Below are 24,550 nucleotides of genomic sequence, written 5' to 3' on the forward strand. Positions count from 1 at the left end.
GGTGCTTTTTTTTGGCGCAGTGAAAGGCGCTCAGTTCTGCCTGTTGCGGCGACGTACCGTCAGCGACAGAGCGGCCAGACCGGTCAGCATCAGCGCATAGCTGCTCGGCTCGGGCACCGGTGCCAGGGCAGCCGTCCAGGTCATGGACGTCGCGCCAGGCGTGAAGTCCAGTCGCAGTGGCAAAGCCGTCGAGAACGTGTCTGAAGCCGTGTCCAGGTGGGTGCCGCGGATCTTGAAGACCGACACGCCGGATGCGAAATAGAAGGTCTCACCCGCGTCAAAATCGTCATCCAGGATGGTCCCGTCTGCCGCCAGCAGGATCAGGTCCTCGAAACCTTCTGGCGCGGTCACACTGGTGAAGGTGGCGTCCGTCAGGCTGATGTCAAAACCTTCGGCGAACGGAGGATCAAACCAACGGCCAGACACCGGCGCGTCAAAGAAAAACTGCCCCGGAGCCGGATTGAATGGCAGCACAGGCACATCCTGCGACGACCCCACTTCGACACCCGCCACGCCGCCAAAGCCGAACAGGAAGGTGGGCTCAGCACCCGGGTCCACCGGCGCATCGGATGAGGACACCGCCATCATGGACGCCGCCGGCACATCGCCGCCGCCGCCCTCCACCGGCAGGTATTCGCTGCGTTGGCCCAGTGAATACACATTGGCCCCCAACGAGGTCAGCTTCGAGACCGCTTCAGCCTCATTGGCTGCGCTGCCGTAATAGATGTTGAAGATGCGGCTTTCACCTGCGGCCAGCGAGCCAAAGGAAAAGTCGAACACCGAACCGTGATCACTCGGACCGCTGCGGTAGAAATCGGTATTGACCGTGTTGCCATCGATGGGCGACGCCGCTGTCAACGGGTTGCTGCTCACGAAGCCGTCATCACTCGCGTACAGCACATTGCCGCCATTGCTGGTCAGGTTGGCCTGCACACCCCAGTGCGTCACGTATTCATTGAACTGCGTCGGGGGCACATCCCAGTCCATCGAACGACGGTAGACCAGATTGTCGATGGTCGCACCCGTGTTGTTGGTGATGGTCACCTGGTTCTGGAACACGTCAGCCGCCAGCGAAGGGCCATAGGCCTGACGCACCGTCACGGCCACGCCATCCATGCTGACAAAGGAGGTTGCCGTGTTGCCGACAGAGCCAAAGGAATTGACCAGACCAAAGCCACCCGAACCGCTGTCCTGGTTGGCCCAGGTGGCAAAGCTCTGCTCGTTGCTGATCAGGCTCACGCCCCAGCCTTCACAGAAGCAACCGGGGGAAATGGCATCCCCCACCCCAGCGCGCGACACGCCATAAGTGATGGAATCACCAGCGTCCGTCGTGGTCGTGAAATTCAGCTCGCCCGAGTCGTTCACGCCAATCGTGGTCTGACCATAAGTCAGCACGGCACCGGCCGAAGCCGACTGGCTGGCCAGCAAACCCACAGCACCCAGCACGATCGCGCTGGTCACACGTGTGTACACATTCATCAAGTCATCTCCCGTTCATAAGAACTGACGGGAATCACTGAGCCCGAACACACATTGCTGGCGCTCGCCCGTCAGAAGCGAGCAACTATGCGACAAACCAAGCGCCACTTCCGGGCCGGCATCGAGGAAACCCCCATCCGGGGGATAACCCTTTGCTGCATCGCAACAATGCCCTGCACGTCAACCCTTAAGGGGGATTCCCTTTGGCTCAGTTCTTCTTGCCGCTTTCCTTGATCGCCGCCACGAACTCGCTCACGTCATCAAAGCTGCGGTACACCGAGGCAAAGCGCACATAGGCCACCTTGTCCAGCTTGCGCAGCTCTTTCATGACCAGCTCGCCCAGCAGGGTCGAATCGACTTCCTTGTCGCCGGACTGGCGCAGCTTGGCCTCGATGTGCTCAATGGCCGTCTCCACGGCCTCGGCGCCCACCGGGCGCTTGCGCAATGCCAGCATCAGGGATGACTTGAGCTTGTCGCGCTCGTAGTCGGTGCGGCGGCCATCGCGCTTGACGATGGCCGGCAACTCCACCTCGGCACGCTCGTAGGTGGTGAAGCGCTTGTCGCAGTCGTTGCAACGGCGACGGCGGCGGATCGAGTCGCCCTCATCCGAGTCCCGGGTCTCGACGACCTGGGTCTCGTGATGGCCGCAAAAAGGGCAACGCATGGATCAGCGGTAGACCGGGAAAGCCTTGGTCAGGGCCGACACCTGCTCGCGCACGCGGGCGATGGTGGCCTCGTCGTGCGGGTTGTCCAGCACGTCGGCGATCAGGTTGCCCACCTGCACCGCCTGCTCTTCCTTGAAGCCGCGGGTGGTGAAGGCCGGCGAGCCCAGGCGGATGCCGCTGGTAACCATCGGCTTTTGCGGATCGTTGGGGATGCCGTTCTTGTTGCAGGTCATGTGGGCGGCGCCCAGGATGGCCTCGGCTTCCTTGCCCGTCAGGTTCTTGGGCCGCAGGTCCACCAGCATCACGTGGCTCTCGGTGCGACCCGACACAATGCGCAAACCACGCTTCGTCAGGGTGTCGGCCAGGGCTGCGGCGTTCTTGACCACTTGCTGCTGATAGGCCTTGAACTCGGGCGACAGGGCTTCCTTGAAAGCCACGGCCTTGCCAGCGATCACGTGCATCAGGGGGCCGCCCTGGATGCCGGGGAAGATGGCGCTGTTGATCTTCTTGGCGATCTCTTCACCGCGCATCAGGATGATGCCGCCACGCGGGCCACGCAGGCTCTTGTGGGTGGTGGAGGTGACCACGTCGGCGTGAGGCACGGGGTTGGGGTAGACACCTGCGGCGATCAGGCCGGCGTAGTGGGCCATGTCCACCATGAAGTAGGCGCCGATTTCCTTGGCGACCTTGGCAAAGCGCTCGAAGTCAATGCGCAGCGCGAAAGCGGAGGCGCCAGCAATGATCAGCTTGGGCTTGTGCTCGCGGGCCAGACGCTCCATGGCGTCATAGTCGATGTCTTCCTGGGCGTTCAGGCCATAGGACACGACCTTGAACCACTTGCCCGACATGTTCAGGGGCATGCCGTGGGTCAGGTGGCCACCTTCGGCCAGGCTCAGACCCATGATGGTGTCACCGGGCTGCAGGAGGCCGAAGAACACGGCCTGGTTGGCTTGCGAGCCGGAATTGGGTTGCACGTTGGCGTACTCGGCGCCAAACAGCTGCTTGAGGCGGTCGATGGCCAGTTGCTCGACCACGTCCACGTATTCGCAACCACCGTAGTAGCGCTTGCCGGGGTAGCCCTCGGCGTACTTGTTGGTCAGCTGCGAGCCCTGCGCCTGCATCACGGCGGGCGAGGTGTAGTTCTCGGAAGCGATCAGCTCGATGTGGTCTTCCTGGCGCTGGTTCTCGGCCTGGATGGCCGCCCACAGCTCGGCGTCGACATGGGCGATGGTGTGTTGGGCACGGTCAAACATGACGCGGCAGTCCTCTTCAAGGTTGAAGACCCACAAAGGGGCTGCCCAGGCGAACGGCTGAACCACGGGGCCGCACACGGCATGTGTGAGACACCCGCAGGCCGCGCTCCCCGGTGGTTCACCACCTCAGGCCCAGTCAAGGACCGTCTATCGCCAGTCGCGCGGCGTTGAATTGATGATTGTACTCAAGCGCGGCTCAACGAGCCAGGGCCACCTGTTCCACCCGGCGAACCAGGGGGGCTTCGCTGGCGGCGGGCGCCACCGTCGGAGCCACCGCGGGCAAGGGGGCCACTGCACCGGAAGCCGCAGGGGCCGCTGGGTGGGCCGCCGCCTGAGGGGCGTTCACGGTCGAATCAGGCGTGGCCACAGCCGCCGGCAGCTCCGCACCCGGCTGAGGCAGGGGCGCGTTGAAGGCCACCTTGCGGCCCTGCACCACCTCGCGCAAGTAGGCCTGCTCAGCCAGCACCTTGCTGGCATAACCGCCATCATGGGTCAGGTTGGCCGCGCCCACGTAGTGCTTCAAGCCTTCTTGCAGGCTGCCCGCACGGGCAATGCAGTCCTTGAGCACCTGCACGCCCACGCGCAGGTTGGTCACCGGGTCGAACGCCGCACGGCGCCCGCCAAACATCTCGTACTTGTCACGGTGGATGCCGGTCATGACCTGCATCAGGCCCTGCGCTCCCACGTGGCTTTGCGCAAAGGGGTTGAAACCCGATTCCACGGCCATCACTGCCAGGATCAAGGTGGGCTCCACGCCCGCCTTCTTGCCCACCGACCAGGCCTCCTGCACCAGGCGGCTGATGGGCTCGGGGGCCACGCTGTAGCGGCGCGAGATCCAGCTCACCAGGGCCGCCTGCTGACGGTTCAGCTCGGCCGGATCCATGGCCGTGGCACGTGTGATCGCTTCGGGCTCTGCCATGGCCAGCAAGATGTCGCTGGGGGCGGCCTCATCCGCCAGGGTGGTACGCGCCAGAGCACGCTGCTCCAGCCAGCCCAGCACTTGCTCTTCCAGTTGATGGCGCACGTCGGCACGCCCGGACAAAAACACGGCAGACACCACCGCCGACAGGCCCACCAGGGCCAGGGTGTTGTGGCTCACATGGCGGATGCCCAACAGCACATCGGCTGCCACCACTCGCCAAACCTTCATACTCCAGAACGCTGTCATGACTCTCCTTTCTCGGCCGCTGCACGCATCAGAGGGCTCGCGGCGGGCCCGGTCGGCCCGCTGGCGCTCCGTGCTCCTCAACCCAATCCAGGCTGAGGGGCCATACGGCAACGGTGATAATCAGCTCGGTCTCGGAGGCGCCCATCGACAGGGGGCTTCCAGTTCCAGGCTGGCAGCGTGGCGCTCACGTTGAGCGCCGAGGGTTAACCCCAGGAAAATGCCCGGGATCGAAAACAAGCGCGGATTCTAGGCAGGCTTGAAATAACCAGTCAAGCATAAGAAGCTCACCTCTTATTCCTTTTATTAGATGAAATACCGAGATTTGCGGGACTTCGTGGCAGGCCTGGAGCGGCTTGGCGAGCTCAAACGCGTCGCAGAGCCCGTCTCTGTGCGGCTGGAGATGACCGCCCTCAGTGACCGCGTGCTCCGCGCGGGCGGTCCAGCCCTGTGGTTCAGCCATCCAACGGGGGGTTCCAATCCCACTCAAGGGGGGGCCCGCAGTTACAAAATTCCCGTATTGGCAAATTTGTTCGGCACCCCGAAGCGGGTGGCCATGGGCATGGGCGCCGACGATGTCAGTGAGTTGCGCGACATCGGCCGCGTGCTGGCCAGCCTCAAGGAGCCCGAACCGCCCCGGGGCCTGAAAGACGCCGGCAAGCTCCTGCAGATGGCCAAGGCCCTGTGGGACATGAAGCCCAGCACCCACAGCCGCGCCCCGTGCCAGGACGTGGTCATCCCCGGCCCCGAGGTCGACCTGGGCGATCTGCCCGTGCAGTTGTGCTGGCCGGGCGACGCCGCCCCCCTGCTTACCTGGGGCTTGGTCGTCACCCGAGGCCCTCAAGGAGTGCCCAACCCCCGCCGCCGCCAGAACCTGGGCATCTACCGCCAGCAGTTGATCGGCAAGCGTCAGGTCATCATGCGCTGGCTGGCACACCGCGGTGGTGCGCTGGACTTCCGCGAATTCGCGCAAGCCAACCCGGGCCAGCCCTTCCCCATCGCGGTGGCCTTCGGGGCCGACCCCGCCACCATCCTGGGCGCCGTCACCCCCGTGCCCGACTCGCTGAGTGAATACCAGTTCGCCGGCCTGCTGCGCGGCAGCCGCACCGAAGTTGTCAACACCCAGGTGGGCGAAGGCGATCAGCTCTTGCAGGTGCCCGCCAGTGCCGAGTTCGTGCTGGAAGGCCACATTCCCACCGCCGCGCCGGGCTTCAAGGGTGTCAGCGAACACGGCGTGCCCCTCATGGAGCGCGGTGGCCACCTGCATGCCCTGGAGGGACCCTTCGGGGACCACACGGGTTACTACAACGAGCAGGACTGGTTCCCGGTCTTTGAAGTGCAGCGCATGACGCACCGCAAGGACCCCGTCTACCACTCTACCTATACCGGCAAGCCGCCCGACGAGCCCGCCGTGCTGGGCGTGGCCCTCAATGAAGTCTTCGTGCCCATCCTGCAAAAGCAGTTTCCGGAGATCGTCGATTTCTACCTGCCACCCGAGGGCTGCAGCTACCGCCTGGCCGTCATCAGCATGAAAAAGGCCTACCCCGGACACTCCAAGCGCCTGATGTTCGGCCTCTGGAGCTTCCTGCGTCAGTTCATGTACACCAAGTTCATCGTCATCGTCGACGACGACGTGGACATCCGCAACTGGCAGGAAGTGATCTGGGCCATCACCACCCGCATGGACCCGGTGCGTGACACCACCCTGGTCGACAACACCCCCATCGATTACCTGGATTTCGCCTCGCCCATCAGCGGGCTGGGCGGCAAGATGGGCCTGGACGCCACCAACAAGTGGCCCGGCGAGACCAGCCGCGAATGGGGTCGCACCATCACCATGCCTGACGAGGTCACCCGCCGCATCGAAGGGATCCTGGCCGCCAACAAGTTGGCAGGGTCTTGATCCAAAACACTTGCCAGCGATGAACGACTCGGCTAATCTGAGCTTGCCTGTCTAGCAGGCAACCCAAAGCGGCGCAGTCACTGCGTCCGGGGATGCGGCGAACCTTACCCTTCGCCCATTCCCTAGGTGGCCTTCGCGTCACCTCGCCCCCGGCTTAGTCCGGGGGTTTGTCATTTCTGAGACACGATGTTTCAGACATGCTGCACAGATTCCCCCGTCAAGAAGCCCCGCACCACGCCGAAATCCCGGTATCCGTGGAGCCGACTGCATGCAGCCAACCTTGAGTGAATCGATCCCCCCGCCCGAACACGCCCCTGTGCGTGGCGGCGATGCGCAGGGTGATCGCGACGCTCGCCGCAAGGGCCTGCGGCGGCTCAAGGCCACCTGGGTCACCTACGGCTTTGCCGATCTGCTCCTGCTGCTGGCCTGGTGGATGAACTACCTGCCGGCCTGGGTCTGCCTGAGCCAGATGGCCTACCACTGGCTGGGCATGGGGGTGTTCTACTTCCTGATCCACAGTGGGCGCAGCCACTCTCGCAGCGATCCGAGCCTGGTGTTCGAGCAAGTGCTCTTTGGCGTCAGCGCCGTTGTCCTGACCTACACCCTGGCCACCGAGGCCCGCGCGGCCGCCATGCAACTGCTGTGTCTGATCCTGGTGTTCGACATGCACCGGCTGAGTCCCGCACAGATGCGCGTTGCGGCCAGCAGCGCCGTGATGCTCATGATGCTGTCCCTGCTGTGGTCATGGTGGAGGCACCCCGAGGCCCTCAATGCCCGGGCGGAGGTGCTCAATCTGGTCATGGCCGGCGTGCAACTGGCCGCCCTGGCCATGATCTCGCGCGATGTGCGCACCATGCGCAAACGCCAGTTGCAGCAACGGGTGGGCCTGCAGACCGCGCTGGACCAGTTGCATGAAGCCTCTCAGCGTGACTCGCTCACCGGGCTGTTCAACCGTCATCACATGACGCAGTTGCTCAACCACGAGATCAAGCGCTTTGCCCGCCAGGGGCGCAGCTTCAGCCTGGCCATCATCGACATCGACCACTTCAAGGCCATCAATGACCAGTTCGGCCATGCCGTCGGCGACGAGGTGCTCAAGGCCTTTGCCAAGCTGTCCGTCGAGCATCTGCCCCCGGCCGATGCCCTGGCCCGATGGGGGGGTGAGGAGTTCCTGCTCCTGCTGCCCGAGCAAGGGGTGTATGAGGCCATGAGCACGGTGGACCGGCTGCGCCAGCACATGGAAGCCCATGACTGGGAACAGATTGCCCCCGGTCTGGTCGTGCGTTTTTCAGCCGGTGTCACCGACCACCGCCTGATCGAAGAGCCTGACCACCACATCGTCGAGCGCGCAGACCAGGCGCTCTACCAGGCCAAGGCCCATGGGCGCAATCAGGTGCGCTGCGTTGCCGGGGTGAGCGAGCCATGACCACCGACAGCCGCACCTTCGGCCCCAAGGGACTGAGTGACCTGCTCTTTGGCACCGACCCGCGACTGCGCACCCGCGTGCGACTGTGCCTGCTGGCCTCCACCATCTATGCCTTCTGGCTGGTCATCAACATCGGCGCCCTGCGCACCGGCTCGGACATGATCATCTCCGAGCCCGGCGGCTGGCTTCTCGTGGCCATGGAGTTGATCGCCGCGACCACCTTCTACCCCCTGGTGCGCAGTGGCCTGACGGCACGCCTGTCCGACCCCGGTCTGGTGCTGCCGCAGATGATCATGGCCTTCATGGTCTGCTGCCTGGGCTATGTCATCGTGCCCGACGCGCGCGGCGCGCTCATGCAGGTGATCTGCGTGGTGCAGGTCTTCGGCCTGCTGAGCCTGTCGCCACGGCAAGTGCTGCAAGGCGGCGGCGCAGCCGTGATTGCCGTTTTCATGGCCTGGCTGGGTGGCAGCCTGTGGGCCCCCATCTGGGCCTTCGACGCCACCGGCGAAGCCCTGCAACTGGGCATGGCCGCCTTCATCCTGACCCTGCTGACCCTGATGTCGCACCGCTACAGCCAGATGCGCAGCCGGGTACGGGCCCAGAAGAAGGACCTCAGCGAAGCCGTGGCCCAGGTCGAGCACATCGTCACCCACGACACCCTCACGGGCCTGTACAACCGCCGCCACATGGTCGACGTGATCAACCGTGAACTGGCCCGCACCGAACGCTCAGGCATCGGCCTGGCCCTGGTCGTCATCGATCTGGACCACTTCAAGCGCATCAACGACACCCATGGCCACCAGGTGGGCGACGCCGTGCTCAAGGCCTTTGCCGAGATCGCGCAAAGCGTGCTGCGCGAAACCGATGTCATCGGCCGCTGGGGCGGCGAAGAATTCGTCGTGCTCATGCCCGACACGGAACCTGCCGCGCGCGCCACCACCGGCCTGCAACGCCTGCGCAATACCCTGGCGGGCGCCATCGTCTGCGACGATCTGCCCGATCTGCGCGTGCAGTTCTCCGCGGGCGTGGCCATTCCCGTGCCCAACGAAACCATGGATGGCGTGGTCGAGCGCGCCGACCACGCCCTCTACAGCGCCAAGCAACAAGGCCGCAACATCACCATCGTGGCCGAATAGGGGTAATCTAGGCGACCTCAAACCCCGGGGGCCACGCCATGACCACCTCACCTCTCGAACTCGCCACCTTTGCCGGTGGATGCTTCTGGTGCACAGAGGCCGTTTTCAGCCGCGTCCGCGGGGTCGTCCACGTCGAGCCTGGCTACAGCAACGGCCACGATCGCCACCCCAGCTACGACAAGGTCTGCTCCGGGCAGACGGGCCATGCCGAGGTGGTGCAAGTGCGCTTTGACCCCGCCGTGGTGGGCTACGACGAGCTGCTCGACGTGTTCTTCACCACGCACGACCCCACCACGCTCAACCGCCAGGGCAATGACACGGGCACGCAGTACCGCTCGGCCATCTTCACCCACTCCGAGGCCCAGGCTGCTGCTGCCCACGCGCACATGGCGGCCCTGACCGAGCAGGGCGCCTACGGCGGCGCGCGCATCGTCACCGAGGTCGCCCCCGTGGACAACTACCACCCGGCCGAGGCCTACCACCACAACTACTTTGAGCACCACCCTCACGAGGGCTACTGCACCTTTGTGGTGGCCCCCAAGGTGGCCAAATTCCGACACGCCTTTCCGGACCTGGACACCCGCCGCGCATGATCGATCTCCTGGGCCTGAGCCTGCGTTACCCGCAAGGCCCCACACTGCATTTTGATGACGCCCATGTGCCGCAGGGCCACACGCTGATCCTGCGGGGTGACTCCGGTAGCGGCAAGTCCACCTTGCTGGCCATCCTGGCGGGCTTGCTGCCACCCAGCCAGGGGCAGGCCCGGGTGGCGGGTGTCGCCCCCCATGAGCTGCCCCCCGCCAAGCGGGACCGCTGGCGTGGGGCCACCATCGGGCTGCTGCCCCAGCGCGCCCTGCTCAGCCCGCACCTGAGCGTGTGGCAGCACCTGGCTCTGCCCTACGTCTGCGCGGGGGACACCCCCGACCCGGCGGCCATCGAGCGCACCTTGCGGGCGCTGGCCCTGCTGCCTCAGGCCGAGCGCCTGGCCCACACCCTCAGCGGTGGGCAGGCCCAGCGCGTGGCCCTGGGCCGCGCCCTGGTGCGCCAGCCCGCCGTGCTGCTGGCCGACGAGCCCACCGCCAGCCTGGACGACACCCACACCCACCAGGTCCTGGCCCTGCTGCAAGCGCAGGCTGGCCGGGCCACCATCGTCATCGCCACACACGACGCCCGTGCCGTTCACCACCTGAGCGGCCGCCCAGAGGTCCAAACCCTGCAACTGGCCACCGTGTCCGCGTCCACCACGCCGGGAGCCTGGGCATGAGCAGCCCCGCCCGTCGGCGTCTGTCCCTGCCCAGGCTGGCCTGGATCCATCTGTGGGCCAAGCCCCTGATGAGCGTACTCAACCTGCTCCTGCTGGTGCTCGGCTTTGGCGCCATCACCTTCGTGATCCTGGCCAGCGAACAGACCGAGCAGCAACTGCAGCGCAACCTGGCCGGCGTCGATCTGGTCGTCGGCGCCAAGGGCAGCCCCATGCAGTTGATCCTCTCGGGGGTCTTTCACCTCGACAGTCCCACCGGCAACATCCCCGCCAGCGCCGAGGCCATGCTGCGGGCCCATCCCTTCGTGGCCCAGGTCATCCCCCTGGCCTTGGGCGACTCCGCTCAGGGCTTTCGCATCGTCGGCACCACCAGCGCCTATGCCGATCAGTACAAGGCACGCTACCGAGAAGGACAGTGGGGCGCCCAGCCTCTGCAGGCCGTCATCGGTGCCGAGGTGGCCCGCACCCAGGGCTGGCGCGTGGGACAACGCTTTGCGGGCAGCCACGGCCTGGCCAGCGGCGCGGGCAGCCTCAGCGACCATGCCGATCAACCCTTCACCATCACCGGCGTGCTCGAGCCCACCGGCAGCGTGATCGACCGGCTCATCCTCACCCCGGTCGAGTCCGTCTGGGCCGTGCACGAGGCCCATCACGGCGACGAAGACGAAGCCCATGACGATCACGACGCCCATGCCCCCCCTGCTCCGCCTCGCGAGCTGACCCTGCTGCTCGTGCGCTACCGCAGCCCCCTGGCCGCCGTGAGCCTGCCGCGCTGGGTCAACAGCCAGGGCCCGCTGCAGTCGGCCAGCCCGGCCCTGGAGGCCGCCCGCCTGTTCAAGATGGTGGGCGTGGGCATCGAGGTCCTGCAGGGATTTGCCGCCGTGCTGCTGCTGGCCGCCGGCCTGTCGGTCTTCATCGCCCTGACCCATGCGGTGCGCGAACGCCAGCCCGAACTGGCCATGATGCGCATGCTCGGCGCCAGCCCGGCCCGCGTGTCCATCACCGTGGTGCTGGAGGCGCTCCTGCTGGCCCTGCTGGGTGCTGCGCTGGGCCTGGCCCTGGGCCATGCCCTCACCCACGGCGTGGGCCAGTTGCTGCACACGCAACAATCCATCACCTTGACGGGCACCTGGGTCTCACCCCAGGAAGCCTGGATCCCCCTGCTGGCCGTGGGCCTGGCCCTGCTGGCCTGCCTGGGCCCCACCTGGCGTGCCTACCGCACCCTCTTGCTGCCCCTGCTGCAGCCCCGCTGAAGTGAAGTCCGCCCCCATGTCGATCGCATCACGCCCTCTGCTCCTGTCCGTCCTTCTGAGCAGCCTGCTGCTGGGCACACCCCAGGCAGGCGCGCAAACGCCCGCCAGCGCCCCTGGCACGGTGGGCACGCCACCCTTTGCCACAGGGCAGGGCCCGGGCTATCACAGCCCCCTGAGCGCCATCAAGCCCCTGCAGGAGCGGGACGACATCGTCTCCTGGAAGCTGCTGAGCAGCGTCACCACCAAGCCGGTCAAAAACCAGTTGATCCCGGTGTTCCCTGATGCCGTCAAGGCGCTGCACCGGCACACCATCAAGGTCCAGGGCTTCATGATGCCGCTCGAAGCCGGGCTCAAGCAGAGCCGCTTCATCCTGTCGTCGGTGCCCACCACCTGCCCCTACTGCGTCCCCGCCGGCCCTGAAGGCCTGATCGAAGTGCGCAGCAAGACGCCGGTGCCCTACGCCACCGAAGCCATCGTCATGGAAGGCCAGTTGCTCGTCCTGCAGGACGACGCCATGGGCCTGTACTACCGGCTGGTCGAGGCCAAGCCGGCCAAGTGAGGCAAGCCCGCGATCTCAGGGCGCCAGACGCGCCAGCGACCAAGTGCCATCGTCCTGGCGGGTGAAGCACAGGCGGTCATGCAGGCGCGAAGGACGCCCCTGCCAGAACTCCCAGTAGGTTGGCGCCAGACGGTAGCCCCCCCAGTGGGCCGGGCGCACCGGGTCATGCCCCTGGCGCTCCTGGTTGTCGGCCCAATGGGCCTCCAGCACCTCACGCGAAGCGATCACCTCGCTCTGGGGCGATGCCCAGGCCCCGATGCGCGACCCCAAGGGGCGCGTGCGGTAGTACTCGTCCGACTCCTCGGGCGCGATCTTCTCGACCGTGCCCTCGATGCGCACCACCCGCTCCAGCTCAGGCCAGAAGAACTGCAGGGCCCCGAAGTGGTTGCCCTCCAGCTCGCGCCCCTTGCGGCTCAGGTAATTGGTGTACCAGACCAGGCCACGCTCATCGAGCCCCTTGAGCAAGACCACCCGGGTCGACGGGCGGCCCTGCGGGCACACCGTGGCCAGCGTCATGGCATTGGCCTCCAGCGCCTTGGCGTGCACCGCCTCGTCAAACCACTTCTGGAACTGCGCCAGCGGGGTGGCGGCCACGTGGGTTTCGTCCAATGCAGCCTGCTCGTAGCTGCGGCGCATCAGCGCCAGTTCGTGCTGTGTTCTGTCCATCCCATCAGTATCGGACAAATGCCTGCGCCTCTGAAATGACCGCCGTCAATCCCTCATGTCATCAGGACCATGGTCAAAGTCACGAACGACCGTCCGAAAACACCTTGTAACAGGGGTATGCCCCTAAGGAAAGCCACTCTGGTGCATTGCAGCATGAACTTTCACACTGCTGTCATGAGCACCACACCCACGGTCATCATCCTGGCTGAACCCTTGTCCGAGGATCAGCTGCGCACCCGTGCGGACACCAGCGGCCCCATGGCGGCCTTCAGCACGCTCGACACCCTGTTGCGACGTGTCCTGAACGCCGATCTGCCCATGCTGCTGGTGGCGCCACCCGAGCAGGCCGATGCAGCCCTGACCCTGCTGCCCCAGGACGACATCCTGACCCTCAGCCCACCCACGCTGCTGCAGTCCCGGGGTGACTGGCTGGTGCGCGGCATGGCGGCGGGCATCATGGCGCGCTCACTCTCGCCCGGCTGGATCATCCTGCCGGCCGACATGCCCATGCTCCAGGCCCGCACGCTGCAGGCGCTGGCCCACAGTCTGAGCCAGGGCCCCATGGCCTACCCCTGCCACCGCCACCTGCGCGGTCACCCGGTGGCCTTTGCCGGCGAGCTCTACTCGGAACTGGTGCGCCTGAACAGCGAACACGATCTGCGGCGCCTGGCCGCACGCTACCCCGCCGTCGACGTCGATGTCGACGACCCGGGCATCCACCTGTCCCTGGAATCACAAGCCGGGCTCGACCAATGGCGGGCCCAACTGGCGGGCCCCCATCACAGCCTGCGCGGCCTGCGCCCGATCAACTGATCAGGCGCGCGCGTCGCCCCAGCGCAAGGACGTGGTCTCATCACCCTGGTAGGTGGTCTTGCCGTTCTTGTCGACCACATACTGGGGCGAAGCCACCACATCCTCCAGCACCGCACCTTCGCTCAGGCGCGTGTAGTCAAACAACACACTGCGCGCCAGGCGGCTGTTGGCCCGCAGGCGGCAACCGTGGCCCAGCCAGGCCGGCCCCTCGATGGTCACCCCCGGCTCGATGCAGGCCCCGGAGCCGATGTACACCGGCCCCGTGATGTTGACCGTGTCCCAATCGATGCGGGTGTTCAAACCCACCCACACCCCAGGGCGCACCTGGGTACCGGGCATGTCCATCTGTGCCACCTCACCACGCAGCACCCGCAGGCTCACAGCCAAGTAGTCGGACACGCGGCCGATGTCGATCCAGTTGAAGTGACGCGTCTGGGCGTAGAAAGGCAGGCTCTTTTCAGCCAGCATGGGGAACAACTGGCTGCCAATGTCGAATTCCACGCCCGAGGGCACCAGATCCAGGATCTGAGGCTCGAAGATGTAGATGCCCGTGCTGGCAAAGCGCGACAGCGCCTCTTCGGGCTTGGGCTTTTCCTGGAAGGAGGTGATGCGGCCCTCCTTGTCGGACACCACCACGCCGTAGTTCTTGACCTCGTCCAGGGGCACCTCCAGGGTCACCACACTGGCCAGGGCCTTCTTCATCTTGTGCTCGTACAGGGCGGCCTTGATGTCCAGATCGATGATGGCATCGCCGCACAGCACCAGGGTGGTCTCATCGAAGAAACCACTGAAATCCTGGATCTTCTTCATGCCACCGGCCGAACCCACCGGCTTGGGCACGATCTCGCCGTGCTCACGCCCGCCCTCGTAGGAGTAGCCGATCTCCACGCCCCAGCGGTGACCGTCGCCAAAGTAGTTCTCGATCTTCCAGTGGTTGAAGGCCACGTTGACCATGATCTCCTTGACGCCATAGCGCGCCAGGTGCTCGATGATGTATTCCATCACCGGCTTGCCCAGGATGGGCACCATGGGCTTGGGCAGGTTCTTGGTCAGGGGCCGGACGCGGGTTCCCTGACCCGCCGCGAGAATCATTGCTTTTGCCATTACCAAACGTCCCGTCTGTCGTTCATTGCGTCCATTACATCAGGCCTTGCGCTCTGACTGCGGCCCCTAGTGGACCACAAGTGTGTGTCCAAATGTTGTGCAAAACCGGCGGATCCCCCTGTCTACAGACCCCGCATCCGGGCGATATCCCTTAGTGGTCACGCGCCTTAGCGTCACATCCTCCGCAGATAATCGAAGCTTGGAAAAAACTCACCTCAGGCACACAGTCCATGATCCTCATCACAGGCGGCGCTGGCTTCATCGGCGGCAACTTTGTTCACCACTGGTTCGAGCGCCGTGCACGCCTGGGCCTGCCCGCAGAACAGCTGGTCGTCTTTGACAAGCTCACCTACGCCGGCAACCCCCTGACCATCAAGCCCCTGCTCGACAGCGGTGCAGCCACGCTGATCCAGGCCGACATCTGTGACCGCGAGGCCGTGCGCCAGGCGCTGGAGCGCTTCAAGCCCCGCGCCATCCTGCACTTTGCGGCAGAGAGCCACGTCGACCGATCCATCCACGGCCCCGGCGAGTTCATCCAGACCAATATGGTGGGCACCTTCAGCCTGCTCGAAGAAGCCCGCGCCTACTGGAACGCGCTGGAGGGCGACGCCAAGGCCGCTTTCCGCTTCCTGCACGTCAGCACCGACGAGGTCTACGGCTCGCTGTCCGACACCGACCCGGCCTTCAGTGAGACCACGGCCTACGCGCCCAACAGCCCCTACTCGGCCAGCAAGGCCGGCAGTGACCACCTGGTGCGCGCCTACCACCACACCTACGGCTTCCCCACGCTGACCACCAACTGCAGCAACAACTACGGGCCCTACCACTTCCCTGAAAAACTCATCCCCCTGATGATCCTCAACGCCCTGGACGGCAAGCCCCTGCCCGTCTACGGCGATGGCCTCAACATCCGCGACTGGCTCTATGTGCGCGACCACTGCGAGGCCATCTGCCAGGTCCTTGACAAAGGCACCCTGGGCGAGGTCTACAACGTCGGTGGCATCAACGAGATCCGCAACATTGACGTCGTCACCACCATCTGCCGCAAGCTCGATGCCCTGCGCCCCCGCGCCGACGGCCAGCCCTACGAATCGCAGATCACCTACGTGACGGACCGCCCCGGCCACGACCGCCGCTACGCCATCGACCCCACCAAGATCCAGCGCGACATCGGCTGGAGCCCGGCCGAGAGCTTCGAATCAGGCATCGACAAGACCGTGCGCTGGTATCTGGACAACACCGAATGGATCAGCACCGTGCGCTCAGGCGCCTACCGTGACTGGATCGCCACCAACTACGCCGACCGCCAGGCCTGAACCATGAACATCCTCCTGCTGGGCAAAGGTGGCCAGGTCGGCTGGGAGCTGCAACGCTCCCTGGCGCCCCTGGGCCACGTCATCGCCCATGATTTCGACACGGCTGACTTCAGCCAGCCCGACGCGGTGGCCGCCCTGGTGCGCCAGGTGGCGCCCGACGTCATCGTCAATGCCGCCGCCCACACCGCCGTCGACAAGGCCGAAAGCGAGCCTGAACTGGCCCGCACCATCAACGCCACCACCCCAGGCGCCATCGCACGCGAAGCCGCCGCCCTGGGTGCCCTGCTGGTGCACTACAGCACCGACTACGTCTTTGACGGCAGCGGCCAGGCCCCACGCGACGAATCCGCTGCCACGGCCCCCCTGAGCGTCTACGGCCACACCAAGCTCGAGGGGGAACAACTGATTGCCGCCAGCGGCTGCCATCACTTGATCTTCCGCACCAGTTGGGTCTACGCCGCACGCGGCGGCAATTTCGCCAAGACCATGCTGCGCCTGGCCGCCGAACGTGATGCCCTCAAGGTCATCCACGACCAGATCGGCGCTCCCACCGGGGCGGATCTGCTGGCCGACATCAGCGCCCACGCCATCCGTGCCGTTCGCCACAGCGCTGCGCCTGAATCCCTCTGCGGCCTCTACCACCTGGTCGCCGGGGGTGAAACCTCCTGGTTCGACTACGCCCGCTTCGTGATCGAATGGGCCCGTGCGCGCCAGGTGCCCATCCGGGTGGCCCCTGAGGCCATCGAACCCATTCCCACCAGCGCCTACCCCACCCCTGCCCAACGCCCCCTGAACTCGCGTTTGGACACCCGCAAACTGCAACACGCCTTCGGCCTGCATCTGCCCCACTGGCAGCAGGGCGTCGAGCGCATGCTCACCGAACATCTGCACACACCATGACCACCTCACGCAAAGGCATCATCCTGGCCGGCGGCTCCGGCACCCGTCTGCACCCCGCCACCCTGGCCATCAGCAAACAGCTGCTGCCCGTGTACGACAAGCCCATGGTGTACTACCCGCTCAGCACCCTCATGCTGGCCGGCATCCGCGACATCCTTCTCATCAGCACCCCGCAAGACACGCCCCGCTTCCAGCACCTGCTGGGTGACGGCAGCCAGTGGGGCCTGAACCTGAGCTACTGCGTGCAACCCAGCCCCGACGGTCTGGCGCAAGCCTTCATCCTGGGCAAGCAACATGTGGGGAACAACCCCTCCGCCCTGGTGCTGGGCGACAACATCTACTACGGCCACAACTTCCAGGGCCTGCTGCACAGCGCCGCCGCACGCACCGAAGGCGCCAGCGTGTTTGCCTACCACGTGACCGACCCCGAGCGTTACGGCGTGGTCGACTTCGACGCCCAGCAACGTGCCCTGAGCATCGAAGAAAAGCCCACCCAGCCCAAGAGCAACTACGCCGTCACCGGCCTGTACTTCTACGACACCCAGGTGTGCGACATCGCCGCCGACATCCAGCCCAGCCCCCGAGGCGAGCTGGAAATCACCGACGTCAACGCCCGCTACCTCGAACAGGGCCAGCTCAACGTCGAAATCATGGGCCGAGGCTACGCCTGGCTGGACACGGGCACCCACGACAGCCTGCTCGAAGCCGGCCAGTTCATTGCCACCCTGGAAAAGCGCCAGGGCCTCAAAGTGGCCTGCCTGGAAGAAATCGCCTACCGCTCCGGCTGGATCAGCGCCGAACAAGTGCAAAAACTCGCCCAGCCCATGCTTAAGAACGGCTACGGCCAGTACCTGCTCAAGGTGCTCAACGACAAGGTGTATTAATACATTTCGTCCACTGGAATCTTCCTGCGCCACCCCCGTGAAAGGGGGGCCTCTGTGCAAGGCGAGGGGGGCAAGAAGGTCGGGTTCCCCCCCAGGCAAGGGAACACAGATACATTCTGTAACCGTAGACTGAAGCTGTCTCGAATCCTTACAGGATGTAGTTCATGTCCAGCTCCAGTCTCCTCCGCACCGTCGCCACCTCGGTGGCGCTCACCCTGGCCTCTCTGGGTGCAGCCCAGGCGGCCACCATCACGTTCAACACCGCCAGCGCCACGGCTGCCAGCAAGGTGTTCACGGAAGGTGCCTACACCCTGACGGTGACCGGCAACGGCTCCAACGTCTCTGCCACCACCGGTGGTCTGGGTGTGCACGGTGCCAACATGAACGACAGCCTCAATCACGGCGAGTCCCTGGTCTTCACCTTCAACCAGGCTGTGTTGCTGACCGGCTTCTCCCTGTTTGATACCGTGGATACCGGCCCTGGTGGCGCCAAAGACGCCAACGAAGCCACCAATGCAGTGTCGCTGTACATCGGCAGCTCGGTCACGCCCATTGCCTACACCATTGGCGCCAATGTGGCCACGGCTTTCTCTGGCCTGGCCCTGCCCGCCGACACCACCTTCCGCATCAGCTCGGCCGATTCGCTGAAGATCCAGAGCCTGTCGTTCGACGCCCCACCCGTGGTGGCCGTGCCTGAAGCTCAAACCTATGCCATGGTCCTGGCTGGCCTGGGTGTGATCGGCTTCTCCCTGCGCCGCAAGATGCACGCCTGACATCGCTCATGGCTGTATTAAAATGCGGCCATGCAACTCACTCCTACCACCCTGCCCGGCGTCGTGGTCGTCGAACCTGCTGTCTATGGCGACGAGCGGGGCTGGTTCATGGAAAGCTTCAACGAGCGGCGCTTTGCTGACGCGCTCGACAAGCTCGGCTTGCCCGCCCCCAAACCCTTTGTGCAAGACAACCACTCCTGCTCCATGGCAGGCGTGCTGCGTGGCCTGCACTTTCAGCTCCCCCCGCATGCGCAGGGCAAGCTCGTGCGCGTCAGCCACGGCTCGGCCTTTGACGTGGCGGTCGACATCCGCCGGGGCTCGCCCACCTTCGGGCAATGGGTGGGTGTCGAGCTGAGCGCCACCAACCACCGCCAACTGTGGATCCCCGAGGGCTTTGCCCATGGTTTCCTGGCGCTGGAAGACAACACCCACTTCCTCTACAAGACCACCGACTTCTACGCCAAAGAGTGTGAAGGCTCGGTGCTGTGGAACGACCCGGCCATCGGCATCCGGTGGCCCCTGGGCAAGCTCACGCCCAACCTGGCCCCCAAAGACGCCCAGGCTCCCACATTACAAAACGCTCAGGTCTTCTGAGCCACTGGGTCCCCCCTAGTTTTTCAGGGTTCCCCCCTGTTTCAGGTGTTCTGCCTTGTAACAGGTGTGGTTACAGTTCGATGCATATGTCACGAAATCCCCGATCTCGTGAGCATTCCAAACACATCGAACCGTCACGCCCTCCGGGAGCCCGCCCATGTCAGATATCACCGTCCAGTCGGTTGTCCACGTTTGTGAAGACACCAACCAGACCTTCAAGCTGGTCGACCTTCTCAACCAGGCGGGCTACTACCCCGTTCAGCCCATCGAATTGCTGGGCGCCTTCGTCATTGAGAACGGTGAACCGGTCGAGGCCCCCACGGCCCTCTTTCGCACCGTGGGCACCGACTCCGTTGAAGTCACGGCCGCGGCCGTGGCCAACTACAACGGCAGCTTCGACACCCTCACCCTGATCATCGACACGGGCTTCAACGTCGTCACGCTGAACCTGCAGGTCGTTGTCGACCCCGTCAATGACGCCCCCTCGGGCGCCGATGCCAGCATCGCCCTGGTCGACGGCTCGCCCTACGTGCTCACCGAAAGCAGCTTCGGCTTCACCGACGCCATCGACGGCCACCACCTGCAGTCCGTGCTGATCTCCACGCTGCCCACCACCGGCGCATTGCTGCTCAACGGCGTGGCCCTGACCACCCCCACCGAAGTCAGCGCCGCCGACATCGCCGCCGGCAAGCTCAGCTTCCAGCCCGCCGTGGGCAGCTCTGGTCAGGTGTCCTTTGGCTTCCAGGTGCGTGACGACGGTGGTCTGGCCGGCTGCAATGCCGCCGATCTGGACGCCACACCCAACACCATCACCTTCAGCATCCCCACCTCCAGCCTGGGCGACCGCGTCTGGCTGGACGCCAATGGCAACGGCGTGCAGGACGGCACCGAATCTGGCCTGGCTGGCGTGTCCGTCACCCTCATCGGTGCAGGCCTGGACAACACCTTCGGCACCGCTGACGACACCAGCACCAGCACCACCACCAACGCATCGGGTGATTACCTCTTCAACCAACTCGTGTCGGGCCTGTACCGCGTGCAGGCGGGTGCCCTGGCTGGCTACAACTTCACGGGGCAGGATGCTGGCGGCAACGACGCCACTGACTCGGACGTCAACAGCAGCGGCCTGAGCGACACCATCGCCCTGGGCGTGGGTGAGCACAACAGCTCGGTCGACATCGGCCTGCAGCAACAAGCCACCGGCAGCATCGGCAACCGCGTCTGGAAGGACAGCGACTGCGACGGCCTGCAAGACAGCTGCGAAGTGGGCGTGGCCTGCCTGCAAGTCACCTTGCGCGGCGCTGGCGTGGACGGCGTGTTCGGCACCGCCGATGACACCACCGCCACCACGGTCACCAACAGCAACGGCAACTACCTGTTCAGCAACCTCGCGGCAGGCCAATACCAGGTCCAGTTCGGCGCCCTGCGCGCCGGTTATGCCTACACCCGCCAGGATGCAGGCAGCAACGACGCCTGCGACTCCGACGCCAACAGCATGGGCCAGACCAGCACCATCACCCTGGCTGCGGGTGAGAACAACAACACCGTGGATGCCGGCATCAAGTGCGTGCCGCTGGGCTGCATCGGCAACCGCGTCTGGAAGGACAGCGACGCCGATGGCCAGCAAGACTGGTTTGAAAGCGGTGTCAGCGGCGTCAAGGTCACCCTGCTGGGCGCGGGCTGGGACGGCCAGTTCGGCACGGCCGACGACACCACGGCCTGCACCACCACCAACTGGCAGGGCCAGTACGGCTTCAGCAATCTGGCAGCTGGTCAGTATGTGGTCCATGTGGGCAACCTGCCCTCCGGCTATGTGTTCACCGGTCAAGACCGTGGCGGCAACGACGCCTGTGACTCCGACGTCAACAGCCTGGGCCTGAGCAATGTGATCCACCTGGGCGTGGGCCAGAGCAACCAGAACGTGGATGTCGGCATCGTCAAGGCCTCGTCATCCTGGTGCGGCCCCAGCCTCAGCGATCTGCTGTGCGTCGACAACGTGCTGGACTGCTATTTCGGCTCGCAGACCAGCAGCAATGATTCTTGCAGCTCCACGCAGTACAGCTACAACTGCGACGAAGAACTGCGTCGCCTGACCGCCTGCTGATCCACACACCCCTTCAGAGAGAACGCATCATGAAATTCACCCCTGCCCTGCTGGCCCTGGCCGCCGCGCTCTCCACCAGCGTGGCTCACGCTGACGAAGTGGAAGTTTTCCGCTACACCGGCGGCACCAGCTTTGCCACGGCGGACACCAATTACGGCGGCACCTACGAAGCCGCCATTCCCTGGTTGATCGGTACCTACAACCCTGTCAGCAATCCATTTCGCGCAGGTGCGGGTGTGTACACCGTCAAGGACTACACCGTTCAACGCAGCTTCCTGGCCTTCTGCCTGCAACCGCTGACCCCGCTGTCAGCTGCGGCTGGCAATGACTTTGGTGTCACCACCGAAACTTACACATCCACCACCTCCGGCGTGAACCCTGAAGTGCAACGCCTGTTCGATCTGTGGGGATGGCGCGTCAGTCTGAGTCTGGATCGCAATCTCTACGATCCCGCGTCCACCACAACAGGACGCGAATATGGCGCGGCCATGCAATTGGCCATCTGGAACCTGGTCACAGACGCTGGTGACTACTCCATGGACAGCGGCACCTTCAAGGCGTTCGGCAGTTCGGGCATCAATGGCACCATCAAGGCTCTGGCCAACCAGATGCTGGCTGACGTAGCCAACCCGCTGGCGTTGGGCGGTGACCCCAACAACATGGTTGTGGGCGGCATTCAACGTCAGACCCTTGTCTGGAACTCTGCCAACTCGCAGGCCATGATCTCGAATTCCGGTGTGATCCCTGAACCCTCCACTTATGCACTGATTGCCGCCGGTCTGGGTGTTGTAGCCTTCGCTCAACGCCGTCGCCTGACCCAAGCCGCTTGAGCCTCACGCCCCCGCCACACTCTGAACTGCTCGATGCCGTCCTCTTCCTGGGGCAATGGCATGGGCAAGCCCTGCCAGCCGATGTGCTGCAAGGCGTGCTGGGGGCGCGCCAGGATCAGTCCGCCAGCGCCGTTCTCGACGAGCTGCTGATCCAGGCCCATCTGGTCGCCACGCCGCTGGACGTGGCCGCCGGGGCCGCCGTCAAATCCACGCTGCTGCCCGCCCTGCTGATCAGCCCCTCGGGCAGTGTGCTGGTGGTGCTGGCCCGCCAGGGTCAGCGCTACGAATGCCACCAACCCGGCGTGGCCGGCAGCGTCTGGCTGCAGCGCGCCGACATCGACGCCCACTGCCCCGATGCCCGCTGGCTGGCCGTGCGGCCCACGCTGTTCCTGGATCAGCGCAGCCTGCTCTACACCCTGCCCCAGCCCAGCCGCTGGTTCTGGGATGTCTTCGGACGCAACCGCTGGATCTTCCGCTGGGCCCTGCTGGGCAGCCTGGCCATGAACGTCTTCGCGGCCATCATCCCCTTCTTTTCCACCGCCATCTACGACCGCGTCATCCCCAACAACGCGCTCGACAGCCTGTGGGTGCTCACCGTGGCCGCCGTGGTGGTCATCGGCTTTGACACGGCCATGCGCCTGGTGCGCGGCTACCTGATCGAATCGGCCGCGCGCCGCATGGACGTGGCCCTGTCCAGCCAGATCTTTGCCCACTGCCTGCGCCTGCGCACCGCCAACCGCCCCGCCTCGGGCGGCACGCTGGCCAATGTCGTGCGCGACTTCGAAGCCGTGCGCGAGTTCTTTGCCTCCAGCACCCTCACCGTGGTGGGCGATCTGCCCTTTGTGCTGCTCTTTCTGATCCTGGTGGGCATCATCGGCGGGCCCATCGTGCTGGTGCCCCTGGTCACCATCCCCGTGCTGGTGCTCATGGCCTGGCTCACGCACCGTGACCTGCAGCGCAGCGTCAACGCCGGCATGCAACAAAGTGCCCAGCGCACCGCCCACCTGTTTGAAACCATGAACGGGCTGGACACCGTCAAGGCCCTGGGCATCGAGGCCTGGAGCCGCCGCAAGTGGGAAAGCCTCACCCTGGCCATCACCGACAACAGCATGCGCACGCGCGAGCTGCTGTCCCGCGCCAACACCGTCAGCGCCGCCATCGTCACGCTGGAAGGCGTGATCCTGCTGGCCGCGGGCGCCTGGATGATCGGCGAGCAGGCCCTGTCCGTGGGCCAACTCATCGCGGTCACCATGCTCACCTCGCGGGCCCTGCTGCCCATCACCCAGCTCACCGGCCTGGCCGTGCGCTGGCAGCAGACCAAGATGTCCTTCGAGGCGCTCAACCAGGTCATGGCCGCCCCCACCGACAATGCCCAGGGCAGCGTGCAAGCGCCCCCCCTGTCGGGTGCCATCGAGTTCCGCGACGTCACCTTTGCCTACCCCAACAGCCCGCCCGTGCTCGATGGCTTCAAGCTCAGCATCCAGCCTGGTGAGCGCGTGGCCTTCATCGGCAAGCTCGGCTCGGGCAAGACCACCTTGCTGCGACTGCTGCTCAACCAGTACAGCCCACAAAGCGGCAGCGTGCTGGTCGACAAGCTCGTCACCACGCAACTCGAACCGCTGAGCCTGCGTCGCCAGATCGGCTATGTGCCGCAAGACCTCACCCTGTTCCACGGCACCGTGCGCGAGAACATCGAGCTCGGACGCACCCAGCCCAACGACCAGGCCCTGCTGCAGGCCGTGCGCAACGCCTGCCTGGACGAGGTCATCGCCCAATTGCCCGCCGGTCTGGCCACCCCCGTGGGTGAACGCGGAGAGCGCCTGTCGGGCGGCCAGCGCCAGGCAGTGGCCATTGCCCGCGCCCTGCTGACCCAGCCCAGCGTGCTGCTGCTCGATGAGCCCAGCAGCATGATGGACCCGGCCACCGAACACCAGCTCATCGAGCGCTTGCGCGCTCTGAAGGGCATGACCATCCTGCTCGTCACCCACCGCATGGCCATGCTGGCTCTGGTGGACCGCCTGGTCGTGCTCGACCAGGGCCGCATCGTGGCCGACGGCCCGCGCGACGCCGTGCTCAAGGCCCTGGCCCAACAAGGCAAGCCCGCCACATCCGGGGGCAAGGCATGAGCGCCATCCAGCACCACCCCGATCCCGACCGCGGCCCTCGCCGCGCAGCCCAGGTCATGGTGCTGCTGCTTGTGGCCTTTGGCGTGGTGGCCATCATCTGGGCCATCGTCGGCACGGTGGACGTGTCCGTCAGCGCCCGGGGCAAGATCGTCGCGCCCTCCAGCGTGCAGGAGGTGCAAAGCCTGGAAGGCGGCATCGTGCGCGAACTGGCCGTGCAGGCCGGCCAGCGTGTCACCACCGGCCAGGTGCTGGTGCGGCTGGACACGGCCCAGTACCAGGCCGAGCTGGGCGAAGGCCGCCAGAACTGGCTGGCCGCCGTGGCCGCCCTGGCCCGCATCGA

23 protein-coding genes and 1 riboswitch are annotated in these 24,550 nt (G+C 65.3%); of the genes, 17 read left to right on the plus strand and 6 right to left on the minus strand.

From position 1 onward, the window contains the following. Window positions 1-30: 30 nt before the first annotated feature. The 4 genes from VFW84_RS03550 to VFW84_RS03565 form a co-directional block, all read right to left on the minus strand. Complete coding sequence (locus VFW84_RS03550; protein ID WP_329679055.1) at window positions 31-1,479, minus strand: PEP-CTERM sorting domain-containing protein; 1,449 nt, start codon at window positions 1,477-1,479, stop codon at window positions 31-33. Window positions 1,480-1,687: 208 nt separating this feature from the next. Next, window positions 1,688-2,143, minus strand: a complete 456-nt coding sequence (gene nrdR, locus VFW84_RS03555; RefSeq protein ID WP_329679056.1) for a transcriptional regulator NrdR — start codon at window positions 2,141-2,143, stop codon at window positions 1,688-1,690. 3 nt (window positions 2,144-2,146) lie between these two features. Further along, complete coding sequence (gene glyA, locus VFW84_RS03560) at window positions 2,147-3,397, minus strand: serine hydroxymethyltransferase (protein ID WP_329679057.1); 1,251 nt, start codon at window positions 3,395-3,397, stop codon at window positions 2,147-2,149. 36 nt (window positions 3,398-3,433) lie between these two features. After that, window positions 3,434-3,568: riboswitch (ZMP/ZTP riboswitch) on the minus strand. Window positions 3,569-3,593: 25 nt separating this feature from the next. Next, a complete protein-coding gene (locus VFW84_RS03565; protein WP_329679058.1) occupies window positions 3,594-4,547 on the minus strand; it encodes a lytic transglycosylase domain-containing protein in 954 nt (317 codons plus the stop codon). A gap of 325 nt (window positions 4,548-4,872) precedes the next feature. Between VFW84_RS03565 and VFW84_RS03570 the strand changes: the two genes are divergently transcribed. The 7 genes from VFW84_RS03570 to VFW84_RS03600 all read left to right on the plus strand — a co-directional run bounded on the left by VFW84_RS03570 (window position 4,873) and on the right by VFW84_RS03600 (window position 12,100). Next, window positions 4,873-6,465, plus strand: coding sequence for a UbiD family decarboxylase (locus VFW84_RS03570; protein WP_329679059.1), 1,593 nt, complete (start codon window positions 4,873-4,875; stop codon window positions 6,463-6,465). A gap of 280 nt (window positions 6,466-6,745) precedes the next feature. Further along, on the plus strand, window positions 6,746-7,891 hold the full coding sequence (locus tag VFW84_RS03575; RefSeq protein ID WP_329679060.1) for a GGDEF domain-containing protein: 1,146 nt from the start codon (window positions 6,746-6,748) through the stop codon (window positions 7,889-7,891). Then, window positions 7,888-9,027 carry a diguanylate cyclase gene (locus VFW84_RS03580; RefSeq protein WP_329679061.1) on the plus strand — a complete coding sequence of 380 codons (1,140 nt, stop codon included), beginning with the start codon at window positions 7,888-7,890 and terminating at the stop codon, window positions 9,025-9,027. Before VFW84_RS03575 ends, VFW84_RS03580 begins: the two co-directional genes overlap by 4 nt. Before the next feature lie 38 nt (window positions 9,028-9,065). Further along, the gene (msrA, locus tag VFW84_RS03585) at window positions 9,066-9,620 is read left to right on the plus strand and encodes a peptide-methionine (S)-S-oxide reductase MsrA (protein ID WP_329679062.1); all 555 of its coding nucleotides are present in this window, start codon (window positions 9,066-9,068) and stop codon (window positions 9,618-9,620) included. Continuing rightward, on the plus strand, window positions 9,617-10,291 hold the full coding sequence (locus VFW84_RS03590) for an ABC transporter ATP-binding protein (protein WP_329679063.1): 675 nt from the start codon (window positions 9,617-9,619) through the stop codon (window positions 10,289-10,291). The genes msrA and VFW84_RS03590 overlap by 4 nt, the downstream gene beginning before the upstream one ends. Further along, window positions 10,288-11,541 carry an FtsX-like permease family protein gene (locus tag VFW84_RS03595; protein WP_329679064.1) on the plus strand — a complete coding sequence of 418 codons (1,254 nt, stop codon included), beginning with the start codon at window positions 10,288-10,290 and terminating at the stop codon, window positions 11,539-11,541. The genes VFW84_RS03590 and VFW84_RS03595 overlap by 4 nt, the downstream gene beginning before the upstream one ends. 16 nt (window positions 11,542-11,557) lie before the next feature. After that, the gene (locus tag VFW84_RS03600) at window positions 11,558-12,100 is read left to right on the plus strand and encodes a hypothetical protein (protein ID WP_329679065.1); all 543 of its coding nucleotides are present in this window, start codon (window positions 11,558-11,560) and stop codon (window positions 12,098-12,100) included. Window positions 12,101-12,115: 15 nt separating this feature from the next. On the opposite strand, the gene pdxH is transcribed toward VFW84_RS03600, so the two are convergent. Then, window positions 12,116-12,766 (minus strand): pyridoxamine 5'-phosphate oxidase, encoded by a 651-nt coding sequence (gene pdxH / locus VFW84_RS03605; RefSeq protein ID WP_329679066.1) that lies wholly within the window; start codon window positions 12,764-12,766, stop codon window positions 12,116-12,118. A 153-nt stretch (window positions 12,767-12,919) separates the two neighbouring features. Between pdxH and VFW84_RS03610 the strand changes: the two genes are divergently transcribed. Beyond that, a complete protein-coding gene (locus tag VFW84_RS03610; RefSeq protein WP_329679067.1) occupies window positions 12,920-13,579 on the plus strand; it encodes an NTP transferase domain-containing protein in 660 nt (219 codons plus the stop codon). On the opposite strand, the gene VFW84_RS03615 is transcribed toward VFW84_RS03610, so the two are convergent. Continuing rightward, window positions 13,580-14,671, minus strand: coding sequence for an NDP-sugar synthase (locus VFW84_RS03615; protein WP_329679068.1), 1,092 nt, complete (start codon window positions 14,669-14,671; stop codon window positions 13,580-13,582). It abuts the gene before it with no gap. A 242-nt stretch (window positions 14,672-14,913) separates the two neighbouring features. Here VFW84_RS03615 and rfbB point away from each other — a divergent pair, with 242 nt between their 5' ends. The 9 genes from rfbB to VFW84_RS03660 form a co-directional block, all read left to right on the plus strand. After that, window positions 14,914-15,999 (plus strand): dTDP-glucose 4,6-dehydratase, encoded by a 1,086-nt coding sequence (gene rfbB, locus VFW84_RS03620; RefSeq protein WP_329679069.1) that lies wholly within the window; start codon window positions 14,914-14,916, stop codon window positions 15,997-15,999. Window positions 16,000-16,002: 3 nt separating this feature from the next. Further along, window positions 16,003-16,899: a dTDP-4-dehydrorhamnose reductase gene (gene rfbD, locus VFW84_RS03625; protein WP_329679070.1), complete on the plus strand. Its 897-nt coding sequence runs from the start codon at window positions 16,003-16,005 to the stop codon at window positions 16,897-16,899. Then, entirely contained in the window at window positions 16,896-17,783 is an 888-nt protein-coding gene (rfbA, locus tag VFW84_RS03630) for a glucose-1-phosphate thymidylyltransferase RfbA (RefSeq protein WP_329679071.1), read from the plus strand. The genes rfbD and rfbA overlap by 4 nt, the downstream gene beginning before the upstream one ends. A 164-nt stretch (window positions 17,784-17,947) precedes the next feature. After that, window positions 17,948-18,556, plus strand: a complete 609-nt coding sequence (locus VFW84_RS03635) for a PEP-CTERM sorting domain-containing protein (RefSeq protein ID WP_329679072.1) — start codon at window positions 17,948-17,950, stop codon at window positions 18,554-18,556. Window positions 18,557-18,586: 30 nt separating this feature from the next. After that, the gene (gene rfbC, locus VFW84_RS03640; protein ID WP_329679073.1) at window positions 18,587-19,150 is read left to right on the plus strand and encodes a dTDP-4-dehydrorhamnose 3,5-epimerase; all 564 of its coding nucleotides are present in this window, start codon (window positions 18,587-18,589) and stop codon (window positions 19,148-19,150) included. A gap of 157 nt (window positions 19,151-19,307) precedes the next feature. Next, complete coding sequence (locus VFW84_RS03645; RefSeq protein ID WP_329679074.1) at window positions 19,308-21,254, plus strand: SdrD B-like domain-containing protein; 1,947 nt, start codon at window positions 19,308-19,310, stop codon at window positions 21,252-21,254. A 29-nt stretch (window positions 21,255-21,283) separates the two neighbouring features. Continuing rightward, window positions 21,284-22,084 (plus strand): PEP-CTERM sorting domain-containing protein, encoded by an 801-nt coding sequence (locus VFW84_RS03650; protein ID WP_329679075.1) that lies wholly within the window; start codon window positions 21,284-21,286, stop codon window positions 22,082-22,084. Beyond that, window positions 22,081-24,210, plus strand: a complete 2,130-nt coding sequence (locus VFW84_RS03655) for a type I secretion system permease/ATPase (RefSeq protein WP_329679076.1) — start codon at window positions 22,081-22,083, stop codon at window positions 24,208-24,210. The genes VFW84_RS03650 and VFW84_RS03655 overlap by 4 nt, the downstream gene beginning before the upstream one ends. After that, the coding region (locus VFW84_RS03660; RefSeq protein ID WP_329679077.1) for a biotin/lipoyl-binding protein at window positions 24,207-24,550 on the plus strand (344 nt) is incomplete at its 3' end. The genes VFW84_RS03655 and VFW84_RS03660, both read left to right, overlap by 4 nt.

Origin of the sequence: Aquabacterium sp., from assembly GCF_036279655.1 — a bacterium.
Taxonomy (GTDB): Bacteria; Pseudomonadota; Gammaproteobacteria; order Burkholderiales; family Burkholderiaceae_C; genus Aquabacterium.

Bases quoted from the DNA above. Each gene is read 5' to 3' on its own strand.
- VFW84_RS03550 (WP_329679055.1), bottom strand. From the start codon at position 1,479: ATGAATGTGTACACACGTGTGACCAGCGCGATCGTGCTGGGTGCTGTG.
- nrdR (WP_329679056.1), bottom strand. From the start codon at position 2,143: ATGCGTTGCCCTTTTTGCGGCCATCACGAGACCCAGGTCGTCGAGACC.
- glyA (WP_329679057.1), bottom strand. From the start codon at position 3,397: ATGTTTGACCGTGCCCAACACACCATCGCCCATGTCGACGCCGAGCTG.
- VFW84_RS03565 (WP_329679058.1), bottom strand. From the start codon at position 4,547: ATGAAGGTTTGGCGAGTGGTGGCAGCCGATGTGCTGTTGGGCATCCGC.
- VFW84_RS03570 (WP_329679059.1), top strand. From the start codon at position 4,873: ATGAAATACCGAGATTTGCGGGACTTCGTGGCAGGCCTGGAGCGGCTT.
- VFW84_RS03580 (WP_329679061.1), top strand. From the start codon at position 7,888: ATGACCACCGACAGCCGCACCTTCGGCCCCAAGGGACTGAGTGACCTG.
- msrA (WP_329679062.1), top strand. From the start codon at position 9,066: ATGACCACCTCACCTCTCGAACTCGCCACCTTTGCCGGTGGATGCTTC.
- VFW84_RS03590 (WP_329679063.1), top strand. From the start codon at position 9,617: ATGATCGATCTCCTGGGCCTGAGCCTGCGTTACCCGCAAGGCCCCACA.
- VFW84_RS03595 (WP_329679064.1), top strand. From the start codon at position 10,288: ATGAGCAGCCCCGCCCGTCGGCGTCTGTCCCTGCCCAGGCTGGCCTGG.
- VFW84_RS03600 (WP_329679065.1), top strand. From the start codon at position 11,558: ATGTCGATCGCATCACGCCCTCTGCTCCTGTCCGTCCTTCTGAGCAGC.
- pdxH (WP_329679066.1), bottom strand. From the start codon at position 12,766: ATGGACAGAACACAGCACGAACTGGCGCTGATGCGCCGCAGCTACGAG.
- VFW84_RS03610 (WP_329679067.1), top strand. From the start codon at position 12,920: ATGAACTTTCACACTGCTGTCATGAGCACCACACCCACGGTCATCATC.
- VFW84_RS03615 (WP_329679068.1), bottom strand. From the start codon at position 14,671: ATGATTCTCGCGGCGGGTCAGGGAACCCGCGTCCGGCCCCTGACCAAG.
- rfbB (WP_329679069.1), top strand. From the start codon at position 14,914: ATGATCCTCATCACAGGCGGCGCTGGCTTCATCGGCGGCAACTTTGTT.
- rfbD (WP_329679070.1), top strand. From the start codon at position 16,003: ATGAACATCCTCCTGCTGGGCAAAGGTGGCCAGGTCGGCTGGGAGCTG.
- rfbA (WP_329679071.1), top strand. From the start codon at position 16,896: ATGACCACCTCACGCAAAGGCATCATCCTGGCCGGCGGCTCCGGCACC.
- VFW84_RS03635 (WP_329679072.1), top strand. From the start codon at position 17,948: ATGTCCAGCTCCAGTCTCCTCCGCACCGTCGCCACCTCGGTGGCGCTC.
- rfbC (WP_329679073.1), top strand. From the start codon at position 18,587: ATGCAACTCACTCCTACCACCCTGCCCGGCGTCGTGGTCGTCGAACCT.
- VFW84_RS03645 (WP_329679074.1), top strand. From the start codon at position 19,308: ATGTCAGATATCACCGTCCAGTCGGTTGTCCACGTTTGTGAAGACACC.
- VFW84_RS03650 (WP_329679075.1), top strand. From the start codon at position 21,284: ATGAAATTCACCCCTGCCCTGCTGGCCCTGGCCGCCGCGCTCTCCACC.